The sequence below is a fragment of the Streptomyces sp. NPDC088766 genome (assembly GCF_044750845.1).
In the GTDB taxonomy this organism is placed as follows: Bacteria; Actinomycetota; Actinomycetes; order Streptomycetales; family Streptomycetaceae; genus Streptomyces.
In genome coordinates, this window is the sequence record NZ_JBIVKQ010000012.1 from 1 (window position 1) to 14,208 (window position 14,208).

10 protein-coding genes and 2 pseudogenes are annotated in these 14,208 nt (G+C 66.3%); 1 reads left to right on the forward strand and 11 read right to left on the reverse strand.

Features of this window, described 5'->3' with window-relative positions:
• Positions 1-533 precede the first annotated feature (533 nt).
• The 8 genes and pseudogenes from ACIP5W_RS18230 to ACIP5W_RS18265 all read right to left on the reverse strand — a co-directional run.
• Positions 534-1,988, reverse strand: coding sequence for a hypothetical protein (locus ACIP5W_RS18230; RefSeq protein ID WP_401473980.1), 1,455 nt, complete (start codon positions 1,986-1,988; stop codon positions 534-536).
• Positions 1,985-3,499 (reverse strand): DUF4365 domain-containing protein, encoded by a 1,515-nt coding sequence (locus tag ACIP5W_RS18235; RefSeq protein ID WP_401473983.1) that lies wholly within the window; start codon positions 3,497-3,499, stop codon positions 1,985-1,987. The genes ACIP5W_RS18230 and ACIP5W_RS18235 overlap by 4 nt, the downstream gene beginning before the upstream one ends.
• A 616-nt stretch (positions 3,500-4,115) precedes the next feature.
• Complete coding sequence (locus ACIP5W_RS18240; RefSeq protein ID WP_093896585.1) at positions 4,116-4,325, reverse strand: DUF6243 family protein; 210 nt, start codon at positions 4,323-4,325, stop codon at positions 4,116-4,118.
• Between the two features lie 267 nt (positions 4,326-4,592).
• The gene (locus ACIP5W_RS18245) at positions 4,593-6,407 is read right to left on the reverse strand and encodes a UvrD-helicase domain-containing protein (RefSeq protein ID WP_351195687.1); all 1,815 of its coding nucleotides are present in this window, start codon (positions 6,405-6,407) and stop codon (positions 4,593-4,595) included.
• A complete protein-coding gene (locus tag ACIP5W_RS18250; protein ID WP_401473987.1) occupies positions 6,404-8,566 on the reverse strand; it encodes an ATP-dependent nuclease in 2,163 nt (720 codons plus the stop codon). Before ACIP5W_RS18250 ends, ACIP5W_RS18245 begins: the two co-directional genes overlap by 4 nt.
• 329 nt (positions 8,567-8,895) lie before the next feature.
• Complete coding sequence (locus ACIP5W_RS18255) at positions 8,896-10,347, reverse strand: hypothetical protein (protein ID WP_401473989.1); 1,452 nt, start codon at positions 10,345-10,347, stop codon at positions 8,896-8,898.
• Positions 10,344-10,661: a hypothetical protein gene (locus tag ACIP5W_RS18260; RefSeq protein WP_401473992.1), complete on the reverse strand. Its 318-nt coding sequence runs from the start codon at positions 10,659-10,661 to the stop codon at positions 10,344-10,346. The genes ACIP5W_RS18255 and ACIP5W_RS18260 overlap by 4 nt, the downstream gene beginning before the upstream one ends.
• Before the next feature lie 87 nt (positions 10,662-10,748).
• A pseudogene (locus ACIP5W_RS18265) lies at positions 10,749-10,869 on the reverse strand (IS5/IS1182 family transposase); the annotation flags it as partial.
• A gap of 278 nt (positions 10,870-11,147) precedes the next feature.
• Here ACIP5W_RS18265 and ACIP5W_RS18270 point away from each other — a divergent pair.
• Positions 11,148-12,299 (forward strand): hypothetical protein, encoded by a 1,152-nt coding sequence (locus ACIP5W_RS18270; protein ID WP_401473995.1) that lies wholly within the window; start codon positions 11,148-11,150, stop codon positions 12,297-12,299.
• A gap of 338 nt (positions 12,300-12,637) precedes the next feature.
• Here ACIP5W_RS18270 and ACIP5W_RS18275 read toward each other — a convergent pair.
• From ACIP5W_RS18275 to ACIP5W_RS18285, 3 genes and pseudogenes are all read right to left on the reverse strand, one after another.
• Positions 12,638-13,078 (reverse strand): annotated as a pseudogene (locus ACIP5W_RS18275) (transposase); the annotation flags it as partial.
• Positions 13,079-13,205: 127 nt separating this feature from the next.
• Complete coding sequence (locus ACIP5W_RS18280; RefSeq protein WP_052845190.1) at positions 13,206-13,547, reverse strand: hypothetical protein; 342 nt, start codon at positions 13,545-13,547, stop codon at positions 13,206-13,208.
• Positions 13,544-13,711, reverse strand: a complete 168-nt coding sequence (locus ACIP5W_RS18285; RefSeq protein ID WP_176740195.1) for a hypothetical protein — start codon at positions 13,709-13,711, stop codon at positions 13,544-13,546. The genes ACIP5W_RS18280 and ACIP5W_RS18285 overlap by 4 nt, the downstream gene beginning before the upstream one ends.
• Positions 13,712-14,208: the final 497 nt, after the last annotated feature.

The following is a 14,208-nucleotide window of genomic DNA, read 5'->3' on the forward strand; positions in this document are numbered from 1 at the left end:
CCGTCAGGAACAAGATCAGCACGCACCCCGGACACACTGCCGACCAAGATCGCCAAACGCAAGAACCGCAGCTCAACTCATTCTGAAACGATCAGAAAGGCGGTGTTGGCCAGCGAACCGCGGCTTACATCAGCCAGACACCCTCCACCGGCTTCAAGTCCGGTGCGCGGGAGGTTAATTGTGCGATAGCGAACCAGTCGAATTTGCTCGCGTACTCGCGCATCCCGGTAAACCGGTGGGTGTTGGGGTCGTCCCAGATTAGGACGATAGGGGCATTTAGCTGGATATGGGGCGCAGGACCAGGTCGCGGTAGTCGGTCCAAGCGAGGCTGTAGCGTACTGCACCCGGTGCTTGCGGTACTGGCGCGGCCGGCAGATCAACCGGGAAGCGTCGCCCGGCCGGTAGCAGCACATGGCGGCGATCGACCAGCGGCGCCAGGACCGGCCGCGCACCCGCGCCACGGGCGTGCGACGCGCCGGAACGGATCGGCGTGCGGGCCCGGCCAGCGGAAAGCGAATCGCCCGGTCGGCTGACTACATGTAGTGGGCGTAGCGGGTGGCGACAGCCTGGTCGGGCGGGCAGAAGCGCAGGACGGATTTGACCTGGTTGGCCGTGCGCAGGGTGACGGGGAGGCGCCCGTCGAGGCGGGTCTGGTTCCAGTTCATCTTGGTCAGGGCGAGGACTTCGGCTGCCAGTTCACGGGGGTTGCGGGTGGGGGTCACGGGCCTGATGCCGATCGGGCGCGGAATGTACATGCCGGGGTAGGTTCGGTAGAACTCAATGCTGCCGGTGGCGTACAGCGCGAGTTCGCGTTCGCCGAGGGTGACGAGGGTGCCGCGCAGGGGCGGTGCGGCTCCGGGACGGAAGGCTGCGGCTCCTTCGCTGCTGGTGATCCAGCTCATCTCCAGCGTGTCGATGAACCGTTCGTCCGCGGCGTCTTGGAAGCCGCCTGCCTCATCGTCGGTGAAGGCCGAGGTCTTGTGCAGCACGATGCGCGCTGGTGCGGTGTGGTGCTCGCGCCGGTAGGCGTCCAGGGCGTGGACCAGGAGGGCGTGCGCGTCGGCGCGGGCCAGGTGGGGCTGGCGGTCGGTGCGGCTGATCCTCGCCGGCCCTCCGCGCACGATCACGCCGTCCCCGCGTTCGTTGAATACCTGCGCGACGGAGGTGCTCAGAGAGCTCCCGTCGTCGCTGCGGTAGAAGGCGACACCGACGTAGCAGGTCGTGAGGTCAGCGGGACTGCGCAGGAGGCGCCACGGGACTCCACCGGCCTTGTAGTAGAGGGCGACGTGCAGGTTCCAGGCCCGGCTGGCCTCGTCCTGGCGACTGTGACCCTCGGGAGGCCGGGTGGCTTCGTCCCAGGTGCTACGTCGGATGATCTGGATGGGCTGGCGCAGGTGCAGCAGCCGGGCTTTGAGCAGGTCGTGGAAGTTGGCGAACTGGGCCGGGGGCGGCTCGTCGAGCGCGTCCCGGGCTGGAAGCTCGTCGGCCTCCTTCGGGTCGCGGGCTGATCGGCCGGCGGTGTCGATGAGCTGCTCGGGTCTGGCGACCAGAAGGACGTCGACACGGTTCTCGTCAGCCAGGGTCCTGATCTCTTCCGTATAAACGCTCACGGCCTTGGTCAGGGCCGCCGGTTGGCCGACGGTCTCGATGGCGCGCAGGTCGCGGCTGCTGATCGCCCGCGTGTTGCGGTCGCTGAAGACAAGGGTGGTGTGCAGACCGCGGTCGGTGTCGCAGCCGGGGAATTCCGGGAAGAGATGCGGGTACTTCTCGTCCTTGGCCGCGATGGGTTCCCGGCAGCGCTCCAGCCATCGGCGCAGCCCGTCGAGTTGGTCCGCAGGACCGACCAGGCCGACGCGGATCGCCCTGGGCGCGTCGGCCGCGCCGAGATCGGCGGGACCGTAGTTCGTGATCCCGAACCGTGGATCGATGTGCCGGGCCGCTCCGCCGAATTCCAGTTCTGGTTCGTCAAGGATCACTGAGCTGATCATCGGCCTCGCCTCGCACCACTCGCCCGTCCCTGACGGGGCGTCCGCAGCCCTGCAGACCTGGCTTTGCTTCCAGGGCTTCTTCGCCGAGGAGCGCCCTCGTCGCTCTCGCCGTCCTGGAGCAGGCTGAGGAGATCCTGGGTGTCCGCATCCGCGACAGCCAGTACAGCGTCCAGACTTTCCTGGCCTCCGGCGGACGGGTCCTGGTCGTCCTCGAGTGCGGCCCCGGACGGCGCCGGCCCCCACAACAGGTCGTCGATACCGCGCTCGACCGTCATGGTGGCCAGCTCGCCGAACTGGACGGGCCGTGCTTCCGTGAACAAGTCGGCTTCCTGGCGCAGGTAGTTGGCCCACATGCGGGTCCAGCCTCGGACCGCCGGATGCCGGTCGAGACGTTTGATCCCCGCCAGGAGCCGGTCGGCGAAAGGGTATTCGGTGTACCCGTCGGTGGTGAAGCAGTAGTCCGGTTCCAGCTGGCAGTACCAGACACCGTCCAGGCGCCGGAATCTCGTACGCAGTGCGGCGTGGTGGTAGTAGCCGACGCGCTGTGGGTCGGACTTCGAGGCGTGCGGACCGAACACGGTCCGGCCGCGTGATCCGGGTCCCTTGCCCGCCTTGCGGGGCCCCAGATGCGAGGTCGCGCGAAAGTGCATGTGCTTGCGGTTCTTGTGCCACCGCAGTTCCGGATAGGAGCCCTGAACGGTCCGGGAGAGCAGGTCAGCGAAGCGGTGCTGGGTGTCGAGGTCTTCGCTGTCCGCCCACTCTCTGGTCTCGTGCCGCTCGGGATCTCCGTCGCAGAGCACCCTCAGAGGCGAGTTCCGCAGGTCGTGGAACGACAGGACCAGGTTGTCCCGCAGGATCCAGCCGGACTCACGCCGGCCCTGCGTCTTTAGTGCGCCACCGGCCGCGCGGTAGTCAGTGAAGGCCGTCGGGGCCAGATGCACGGTCGGCGGCATCTCGATGACGGGCAGCAGGTTCGTGGTCAGCACTTCGGTGATCGGCGCGGGCCGCAGGTACAGGCCCGTCGTCCGCGGCATCGCCAAGCCCAGCAGTGCATGGGCGGCGTCCCGGTCGAAGCGCTGGGTGTGCTTGTCGATGTCCACGCGGCGGGCAGCACGGCTGACCGCGTCCGGGAACGCCGCCTTGACCTCCACCCACCACGCCTCATGACTCTCGGGGTGGGAAAAGACCAGGATGACCGGCGAGTTGCCGGACAGCCAGTGATCAAGATCGCGCTGGTCGCAGAGGTAGTGGAAGCCGTCGTCCGTCTCGCCAGAGAAGCGTCGGTCCTGCGCTTTGCTCTGGACCAGCAGGGTCAGGTTCAGCACGGCACGGCTGTCGGGGTCGACCAGATCGATGTGTCCGTCGATGCCGTGATCGACGCGCCGGGGATGGAAGAGGTGACCCATCTCTAGGCAGCGTCGTTCGATCAGGGCGATACCCTTCTCACCGATGAACGTCTGGCGCGTCACCGTCTTGCGATCAGCCATCGCCTCATCCTCCTTGCTGGACACGACCCGTCGGCAAGTAGCCGGCCGAGGTGCTCATTCAGGGTATGCGGCACCACTGACAGTCAGGCCCGACCGTATCCAGCGCTCCGCTGACGATCAGGCGTGGCGATGCCTGTGCCAAGACGATTTTCGAGACCGTCACCAACGACGAAAGCGAATCAGCGGCACCGGGCTGCACCAACTCGGCGTATCGGCTACTCGAACTTTGGGATGCGATTTCGCAGGTCAGCGACATGGTGAAATTCATACACTGGACCCGATTTCGACCATCCGCCCTCGGGCCTGCCGCCGGAGGAACTCGAACCTCTCTCCACGGCTTACTGCACCCGACTCAGACTCGAAGAGCCCCCTGGCGCGCGTCGACGCTGGCCAACTCAGCGAGGCGGTGTCGCCCGGGCTGGGCACGGGGAACGCGCTGGTGGTGACACTGCTGGTGCAGTTCGAGGTGGTGGCGGTGACGAGGCTGCTGAATCTGCGGCTGCCCCGGTTGGCCAGCTGAGACGCGTATGCTCGGCCGGGACCTGAGCGGGGCAGGCCGCGCCCGGTACGGCAGCAGGGCCCGGACCACGTGTCGAGGTCCGGGCCCTGCCCCGTGGTGCCGCCCTGCGGTGGCGGTGCGTCAGCTCTGTGCGGTGTTGTCGCCGGTCTGCCCGGCACCCTCGGCTGTGCCTGCCTTTTCGCGCATCTTGCGCACCAGCTCCGCCTTCTGGTCGGCGGCACCCTGGCGGTCGAGGTTGCGGTGCGGACCGTTGTTCTGCCGTTCGGCGCGGGACAGCTTCTTGCGCTGGCCGCCGCCCATGCCCACGGGGTTGTTGATGTTCTTGCTCACGGGTTCTCCCGGATGTTGTGAAGTGATCTACGGATTCATCGGTGGGGAACGGGCACAGCGACGTCGAAGGGCGTCAGCAGGGGCCCATCACGCACTCACTCGTAAATCGGCGTCTGGAAGAACATGAGCAAGACGTTACCTGGTCCCGTCGGCTCCGCATACCAAGTTTTTCGCCGTCCCGGCGAGGCGATCGCATCCGGGCGACCAGAAACCCAGGGCATCCCTTGTTGGGGTTGGCCCGGGGATCCGTCCGGCCTGCCTCGTCCCTCATTCGCCACCCACCACCGTATCCCCGTCGAACCGCAGCGACGTGATCCGCGACTCGCCGACCCACTCCCGGAGGGTATCCAGTGCAGCGGGCTCAAGTTTCGTGGTGAAGAGGATGGCCAGATGCTCTCTGGCCCGTGAGCATGCCACGTAGAAGAGGTTGCGTGCCCTGATAAACGCCTCCAGTTCCTTGTCCATCAGTTCGTCGCGCCGGGAGAAGTTAGCCAGCATCTCGGGGATCTGGAAGCGGGAGTGTCCCTTGCTGACCACGGCGAGGACCCGGTTGAACTCCAGTCCCTTGACTCCGTGTTGTGTCGCGAAGGGCGTGCCGCCGCCGAGGTGCTCGCTCAACGCCAGCAACTCCGCGTACGGCACCTGGCGCAGTTGTTGGTACTCCTTCGACCGCGCCGCCGCCCGGGCTTCGGCCTTGTCGTCACTCACAGCCTGCGGGTCGGCGCCGGATGGTGACACGGCCTTCCGGTGACGCTCGCGCACCTTCCCCAGGCCGTCGAAGAGCTGCTGCTCAAGACAGAGGTCGAGGACGTCGCCGACCGTGCCCGTCTTGCGGGCCTCTCCCAGTTTCGTCAGGAACGCCATCCATTCCTGCTTGTCGGCCGACGAGTTGATGGGTGGGCGGCCACGGGGGTCGAGTGCGTCGAACATCGCGCCGTAGCGCTTGTTCCGGTGGTGGAGCAGGGCCGGTTCCAGCGTGTCCATGAAGAAGGCCATGGCGTGGTCCTCCTTCCTCACGTAGGAATCGTTGCGCCGAAAGGCCCCGTGAAGCTTCTGATATCCCAGTTCGCCGGCGATCGTCTCGTGCGTGAGCATGAGGATCTTCGTGCTGGGCTCCTCCGCCCGCGCCTGGGCATCGTGACCGGATGCCCCGGTGCTCCATAACCGGTCGCGGACGTCGTCCAGTACCCATTTCCGAGCCGCGTGGGCCGCGTCCCAGCCGAGCTGACCCTTCCGGTGGTGGGTGAGCCTCGTCCCGGCCCATTCGTTGGTGTGATAGACGGCGACGGTGCCCTCGCCAACTCCTGACGCCATGGTCTGCGTCAATTCGGGACGCATCGTGTTCAGGAGGTTCACGACGGCGCGCTGCGAGCGCCGATTGCGCCGTCTGAAGACCGGTGTCGGGCGGGCGTCCTCGAGTGCCCCGCACGCGTTGTCGTAAATCTGCTGCCAATGGTCCCCGAAGAAGCCGCAGAGGGGGCCGCGCGCGGTGGCCTCATCGCCCGGCGTGCCCAGCATGGCCTCCGCCAGACCGGCGGGGGTGTCCTGGTACTCGTCCACGAAGACGATCGGGAACCGGTCGGCAGCCAGGGTCCGGAACTTGGGAAGGGCGAAAAACGCCCTCGCGAGGACGGGCAGATCGTTGTGACCCAGCTGCACCCGACGGCTGTCGTGGTCCACTTTCTGGAAGCCGGTGCTGTACTCGACGGTGTAGCCGTCCAGTGAGGTGTGGCCCTCCATCTTCGACAGCATGATGTCCAGCTCGACGATGTGGCGCAACAGGTGCTTGCCGAAAGGGGAGAGCAGCTGCCACAGGAAACCATGAATGGTTTCGGCGAACACGTACGGGCTGCGGTCGGTACGGCTGATGATCTCGTCGCGGGCCACATTGGTGTAGGTGACGCAGGCGATGCGCTGGTGGGGCCGCGGGAGGTAGCGGGGGCGATCAGCCAGGATGCTCTGGAGCGCCTCGATCAGTGAGCTGGTCTTGCCCGCACCGGCACCGGCCTCCACCTTGAAGTGACGGCCCGCCTGGAGAGCCGTCAGGATCGCGTGCGTGACATCTTCCGCCTCCGTCGTCACTGGACGTCCGCCTTCGTCGCCGTCCCGTCCTGTGCCATGAGCCACTCGAGGCCGCGCCTGATGTACTTCGGGACCTGCCAGTCGTGGTCTCCGAGGACATGGTCGAGGGCGAAGTCGACCTTGCTGCGCCTGGTCTCCACGCTGCTACGGGCCTGTTGTTCCAGTTCCTCGGCAGGAGCGGCACCCGTGGAAATACCGAACCGGGCCCGGTTGGCCAGCGCGAAGGCGTCCTCGAAAGTGCGGCCGCACGGACCGCCGGGCTCCTCCGGCACCTGGTAGGCGAGGCACATGCTGCCGCCGGCGATCGGCGGGTCCGTCTCGGCCCGCTGCAGCAGCTCGGCCACCGTGATGTCGGCCATCTCGGGGGACCACGCCCTGATGGACTGGTTGGACGTGCGTCCGGATTCGGACACCAGACATTTGCGGATCTTGGGCTCCCTGTCGTCGACGGGATCAAGATCCGTGATGATCAGGGCTGGAATCCCGAGGACCTTCAGCAGCGGATAGAACCTGTGAGCATGCGCCCCTCCGACCTCCATCAAGGTCACGTACTGGTGCTGGGGCGTCTCTCCGGGCCTCCTCGCCGCCAGCTTCTCCTCCGCAGCCGGGACGAAGATACGCTCGCTGGCGCCCTCGACGAGGATGGCCTTGTCCGCGAAGTAGAGGTCGGCCCGGGTGAGGGTCAGGTACTTGCGGAGAAACCTCTCGTCGCCGGTCACCTGGGACAGGTCCTTGATGACGGTGCGGGCCGGCCCCGGCTCGCTTCCGCTCTCCACGGTGTCCTCCTCCTTCCGGAAGTACCGGATGTCGGAGAAGTGTCCCCGGTTGGCCACGTGTGCCGAGTGGGTGGTCACCACGAACTGAGCGTTCCACCGGGGGCTGCTGTCGATTGCGGTGCTGCTCTCCTCGATCGCTCCCTTTTGCCCGGGCATCGTCGCTCTCATCTGCGCGTCGATCCGGGGGAACAGATTGACGGAGTACGTGAGTCGCTGGATGAACGCCTCCTGCATCTGCGGATGCAGATGGGCCTCCGGTTCCTCCAGGAAGACGAGATGGATCCCCGACTCCGGAGAGGTCGCCGTGTGGTCGCGGTAGCAGGTGAAGAGCCTGAGCAGAATCATCACCAAGTTCCGCGTACCGAGGCCGTTGTACGACTCCGGGAACCGCACACCGGCCACTCCCGGATAGTGAATGCGCGCGAAGTTCCTGAGCAGCCTCTTGGAGTCCAGCCGGGCGGCCGTGACGAACTCCTGGTTGGCCAGACCCGGATAGCCGAATGCCTTCAACGTCGGCGCCACCCGTTCGCGGACCTTCTGGAGGCTGCTGTCGAGACTGCCGGAGGTGTCCACGAGTGTTCTGTCGATGTTCGCGGCGAGCTCCTCCAGCCACGTCGCGTTCTGGCTCTTCTCCGCCGCGGTCAGAAGTTGCTCGAAGATCGCTCCGATTGGTGCGGCATGCCCGTCGCTCTCGTCGTCCAGCCCTCGCTGCGCCTCGACGAAGTCCACCCTCACCAGGGTGCGCACGTCCGCGAGGTCGACCGGTCGGACGTTTGCCTCATCGGTCGGGTCGACCGCCATCACCGACATCTCGAAGTGCTTCGGGATGCCTCTGCCCAGCTGCTCAAGCGTGGCCGTGGCATCCGGCCCCACCGGCACGCCGCCGAAGAACTCCTTCAGGGCACCGTTCCCCAACGCGAAGGCGAACCTGATCACCACCTCGGAGCAGTCGGGGTCGAGGTCCACCACGAAGGGGGCCAGGGGTCCGTACTGGCCGCAGTCCTTGTCGTAAGAGATGTGGAGGGTGAGGGTGATTGCCGGAACCGTGTCGCGCGCCTGCTCCGCCTCACCCGAGGCGAAGAGGCGATGGGCGGCGAGGAACTCCTCGTAGCAGTCGGCGGAGAAGTCCTCGATGCGCAGCGCGGCCTTCTTCCTCGCCACGAAGAATTCGAACAGTTTCGCCAGCGAGGTCTTTCCCGTGTTGTTGCGGCCGACGCACAGTGTCACCTTGTCCGTGAAGGAAAGCTCGGTTCTGCGGAGCAGCCGGAAGTTGCGGATGACCGCCTTGGTGAGCCGGGGCGGCACCGGGACTAAGGTCCCGTGTGGTTCGGCGGAGCCGTCTCGCGGGCCTGGGATGGCACGCGGATCGCTGGGCTGGGTCATCGCGGCTCCTTGCTGCGCTCGTACACACCCTGGGACGCCCGGCGGGAACACACAGCAAAGGGAGCCACAAGCCCCATGAGATGCCGTCGCCCCTCAGGATCTGGGGCCGCATCTTGTCACCATAATTCTCTAAATGCACAGCGGTCGCATTTGATTCAGTTTCGGTCGCCTATCGATCTGAATTCACTCCCGAATGTTCGAGATACGGCACCCGTGCGGCCACCACCTCATAGGCCGACGGACCGGGTGAGGGATGGCCATGTACGAGGTGCACAGCGTGACCGGTGCTCAGCGAAGGCGTTGCGCCAGGAGCGGTGAATGGGTCCGCATCAGGTCCGATGCCAGCCCATGTCCAGTCCCGTCGAGTCCTTGAGGACCTGGTTCAGCGCTCCGACTTGTCCGGCGTCGTCGAAGAGGCTGCGAGGAAGGTGGTCGTCAGCGAGAGGGCCGACGCCGTGCAGGATGTCGTCGTACGCCGATGCCACGGCGGCACCTATTAGTAGGTCCGTCGCCTCATCGAGGCCCACGTGCTCCGCCGGCCACCGGTACTCACCCTGACTCACCTGGAACACCGGGAACAGCCACTGCACGTCCCGGTCGGGCTTGATGAACCGGGTCGCTCTCTCGCCCAGGAAATTGACGCCGTAGTGCGAGATCGAACAGACGTCTCTTTCCCGCAGGGCAAGCAGACGTGAAGCACACATGAGGGACACGGCAGGCGTACGCGCGGACAGGTGCATGGGGGTCGTGGCGGCTTCCCGGAGGGTCGAGAGGTCGGACAGACGGGAAGCCACGCTTCCCATCCGGAGCCCACTGCGCTTGGCCAGCATGTGCTGGAAGTGGACCGTCGCCTCGTGGCTCGGATACTGGAACTCCAGGTCCGTCTCCCAGCCCCTCATCGCCTTGGCTGCCGTCACGAACCGGTAGGGAGGGTAGAGCTCTTTCCAGTCGACGGACGGGTCGTCGGAGTTCAAGCCCGGCACCACAGGGTTCAGTGCGAAGTCGATGAGGGCCAGGACGGTACTTCCGCCGAGGGTGCGCCCTGCGAGAGCACGTGCCAGGCGACACGGCATCCCATACTCGCCGTTCAGCACCTCGAGCAAGAACTCGCGCAGCGCCGGGTCAGCTTTCCGTATGAAGGCGCCCTCGAACTGGAAGAGTTCGTCGAGCACCGCCGCGCACTCGAAGAGGACGCGAGTGGTGAGCGGGCCCTCGGAGGTGTGCACGAGCTTCAGGGGCCCGTCGATGCCGACGCGTACGTCATCGGGACACTCGACCATCTCCATGCCCGCACCCTGGCGCCACATGTCTTCGAGGGAGTGCTCCATTGCCGCCCGCATGTCCCAGGTGGCGGTGTCGAACTCCGTCAGGCCCTCCGGGTCCAAGAGGAGGTAGTAGGCGAAGTAGAGGTTGAGCCAATCCAATTCGCTGTATTTCAGTTCCCCTTGGGCGTGCTTGGGGTAGCGCTCGAAGGAGAAGAAGGGGAGTCCGCTGCTCCGGTCCTCGTGGAGATGCTCCACGTCTTGCCGGGGCAGGTGAGAGATCGTGTACGCGGCCAACTGGTCCCTCGTGCGCCGCAGCAGGCTCAGAAGAATGCCGACAGTGGATCCGTGATATCGCGCCCAGTGGCTGCTCTCGTGGACGTAGGTCTTGTGCCAGGAGCCGACCGCCGTCACAAGATCGCTGGTGCGCGTGCGAGTCTGATCCTGGAAGAGGATCTGGCTGCGCAGATTCAACTCGGCGCCGCTCGAGTTCCGTAGACGTGGAGAGTGGACCGTCACCGGTTCACCCCTTCCGAGCCGTCCGCACCCTGGTCGTCGTCTTCCGGTCGAGGAAGCGCCTCCTCCACGGGCCCCCGGTCACGCGCCCGCTCGACCAATGCCTTCAAGGCGTCATACAGGGTGTTCGTGGCCAGTCCGGCAGCGACGGAGATGGAGATCTCCGCCCAGTGGGCGTGGCGTAAGGAGTCGCGCCTGTTCTGCTGCAGGGGCGTGAGGGCGAGAGAGCACTTTCCGGCGAGGTGCTGATCCGCCTCAATTTCCCGTGCCAGCACCTTCAAGTTCGCGGCTTCGCCCCGGTATTCAAAGATCGGCATGGCGGGAGCCTACAACTGGCCTCCGGTTCCCGGATCGGGACTCGGGCACCGCCGTCTGCGCTGGAGGACCGCGGTAGCGCAACGTCGGGTGAGTTCGCCCCCGGGTGGTCGTTTGAGGCCGGCGGCGACGTGGAGGGCCGGCGCCGGTATAGGCGCGGTCGGCGAGGACAGGGACGCCTTGTCGCTCACAGATCCGGATGATGTGGTGGCCCACGCCGACGCGCACTCTCCAGCAACATACGGCTGTCGTAGGTCGCTTCGGTGACTGACGGACGGCGCGGTCCGACCCGCCCGTCACCATCAGGACGGCACGCGGACACAGGCGCCTGGCGTGGCCGGAGCCATGCGGCGAGCCAGGGTTCCCGGGGGATCGCTTCCGTCTCCGCTGATGCCGGGGCGGACTGCGGACCGGGGTGATAGAGAGATGCCGGTACGACGATCCTCACGGTCTGTGTATGACGGCCCTGAACCCGGAAAGCGGCGACGATGTTCTTCAATGGCCCCGCGCACGTGCAAACCAACGCCACGCTCTTCCCGGCCAGTACCGGAGTCCCCGTCGAGCAGGATCTGCCAGTCCTGCCGCAAGACTTGGCGCGCGCGTTGTTCATCACGGGCAGGGCCCCGTACGACCAAACCAAGCACGGGAGGTCATCGGCGTACGAGTGGTGCCACAGGGTGGCGGTACTGCCCGCCTATCTCAGCTGGAGCGATGATCCGATCCGTCGCATCACACGTACCGACCTCGCCCGCGAACTCGACCCCTCCGAGAAGGGCATGCTGTCCTACACACTGGGGCAGGCCATGTGCCAGATCTTCGCCGAGAGGCAGCTATCCGTCCGGTTCTTCATGCACGTCGCCCGCTACGCCTCCGCCTACAACCTCACCTTCGCCCCCGGCCGGAGCCGGGCGGACTTCTTCGGAGAGCGGACCGTCGGCGGTTATGTCGTCGCGGAAGCCAAGGGCCGCTCAGGCCCGCTGACGAAGAAGCTGCGCGAAGCCATGGAGGAACAGAAGAGGACAGTCAAGACCATCAAGGGCGAAGTGCCGAAGATCGCATACGCGAGCGCGGTGCACTTCTCCTCCCCCCATAGCCCCATGCGTCTGACAGCGATCGACCCGGACACAGCCGACCCTCGCGCCGTAGACCTTCCCGTCGACCCGGACCTACATGTGCTGGCCTACTACACGCCGTTCCTGGACGCCTTCGCCCATCAGGAACCACTCATTCTGGGCGACTACGTCGTGGCTGGCTTCGCGGCGCTCGGCGTGACGCTCGGGGTCTTGGCGCCGGTGCTGCAGCGTGTGGAACGGGCGGCTCGACGCAACGAAATCGCGGGCCTTCGCGACGACATCCTGGGCCTGCTCGCCCGCCACCGGCCTCGCCAGGAGCCCACGCTCTACATCGACGGCACTCTTTTCGCGGCAGACTGGACGGTTCCTGAGGACCGGCGCCGCCTGGGCCGTCGGGACAGCGAGGTGCTCCCCGACTTCCTGCACGAGGCATTCCGTAGCATGAACGAGGAGGACGACTGGCGAGTGGCGTCTGTGGAGGAGGGGGACCTCGACTGGCGGGATCTGTCCCCTGCCAGGGGCTACATGCCGGGAATCCTCCCCCAGGGTGATCTCCTCGAGGGCTGAGGCATGGACGGCCGCCGGGCACCCTACGGCCTGCAGATTCACCGCCGCGGTGTGGACGCCGCCGAGGGCCTGTCAGGCGCTGTCCCGGTCCACGCGCTGTGTAGATCGGCTTGTCCCTGTCAGTCCGGCAACACGAGTTTCGCCAGGCAGCCCAACGTGGCAACTCCACCAGGTCGATGCGAATGTCGACGATGGTGGTGTGGCCTGTCCGGGGCAACGATAGAGCCTCCCCGGTTGCACCGAGGGCGCCGAGAGTGGTGCCGATTTCCCAGAGGATCCCCTACCGACGTCACCGCTCACCAGCGAGGTCGAGATTCCCCTTGCTCGTCTCGGCCGCACAAGGTGCGGGGCTTGCGCCGGGGCCGGCCCCGCTTGCCCCGCACCGGCGGCAGGCCGTCGACCAGCGGCAGGAGCTGCGTGATGTCGTTTCGGTGCCCGGCCGTCAACTACACCCGCAGCGGGGTGCCGTGCGCGTCGGTCAGCACGTGGTGCTCCGAGCCCAGCCGTCCACGGTCAACCAGGTCGGACCGACTCTTGGGGCTGCTTCGCCCCCGCTTGGCCTGCACGTGCAAGGCGTCAACGGGGACGCAGGAGAGGTCCAGGCGGTCCACCGCCCGCAGCTGGTCCAGCAGCACGCCTTGGATTTCTTTGCTGCAGCGTCTTGCGGTCATCGATCCGCTTGCGCCCCGGGTGCCGGAACGGTCGTTCATGCTTCGGCAGCAACGGCTCGATCACCGCCCACAGCTCGTCACTGACTCCCACGGCTTCCGCCGTGCCACTGTCACCCCCAAGCAGCACGGGATCACATACCTCTCCACCGTGCCACATGAAGATCATTCTGCAAGGACCCTAAGAGCCCGCCGCAGCAGGCCGCTCTCCAGCGCACGCAATCGACCTGCGGCCCACTCACTTCGGCGCCTCCGGCAGCGCCGGCACCGTCGAGATGGACTGGATGGTGGACTCCCACTCCCCGGTCCGCGTGTTCTTGAACCGAAGATGCAGCACCTCGAACTCGTCTGGCACCCAGTCGAACTCGCCGACCTCATCCTGATCGAAGACCTGGTGTTCCGCGAACAGCTTGGCCAGCTCGATGTCCGTGGACGCCTGCATGATGAACTTGCCGACCTTAACCACGTGCATCACCGGACGACCCTGCGCCTCCGCCTCCCGGACGCTCTCCCAGAACGGCTCGTACCTCCTGGCCGACTTGGTCATCCCAACCCACTCGTCGCGCCTGATCTCGCTCACTTCGGCCCCTCCAGCCTGCTCGTCGTCACCGGCGTCCGGCTCTGCACATACTTCACCTTCGGCGCCTTCGCGACCGCCAGGCGGTTGGCCTCCTGCACGGACTCCGCTTCCGCCTCGACGCGCAGCGCCGCGTGGCCGTGCAGAGCCACCGTATATCTCGCCATTACCTCAACCCCTCCGCCTCAGGACCATGACCACGCTGTAGAGAACGCACAGCCCCAGACTCATCCTGAACGCCGTTTCGGGGGCCATCCCCGCGGGCGCAAGGAGCAGCCGAGCCTGGCAGTCCGGCGGGCCTTCTGCGCGGGAGCATCCCCGCACCCGCGGGAATGCTCCCATCTCGGCCTGCATGCCAGGCAGGCGCAGCCATCTGCTCCCCACACCCGATGTACAGCAGCCTCGTCCTCGAAGGCGAAGAGCATCGTTCCCTGTACGTCGCCTTTACCCAGGCACGACGCCACACTGCCGTTCTCGGACTCACCCACACTCGCGCGGAACCCGCACGTATCACTGCCCGCGCCCAAGGACGGCGATTGCGATCCCCTCGCCCCCAGGCGACCGCCACGCCGCCAATCCGGGCTCGCCACAACCGCGAGCTGGCCTTCGCTCTCCCATGAGCGCCTGAAGTGCAGCACTTCTCCGCGAGTTAGGCCCGCCCAAC

Coding starts and splice junctions, on each gene's coding strand:
- ACIP5W_RS18260 (WP_401473992.1), bottom strand. CDS start 10,661: ATGCCGATCTTTGAATACCGGGGCGAAGCCGCGAACTTGAAGGTGCTG.
- ACIP5W_RS18270 (WP_401473995.1), top strand. CDS start 11,148: ATGTTCTTCAATGGCCCCGCGCACGTGCAAACCAACGCCACGCTCTTC.
- ACIP5W_RS18285 (WP_176740195.1), bottom strand. CDS start 13,711: ATGGCGAGATATACGGTGGCTCTGCACGGCCACGCGGCGCTGCGCGTC.
- ACIP5W_RS18230 (WP_401473980.1), bottom strand. CDS start 1,988: ATGATCAGCTCAGTGATCCTTGACGAACCAGAACTGGAATTCGGCGGA.
- ACIP5W_RS18250 (WP_401473987.1), bottom strand. CDS start 8,566: ATGACCCAGCCCAGCGATCCGCGTGCCATCCCAGGCCCGCGAGACGGC.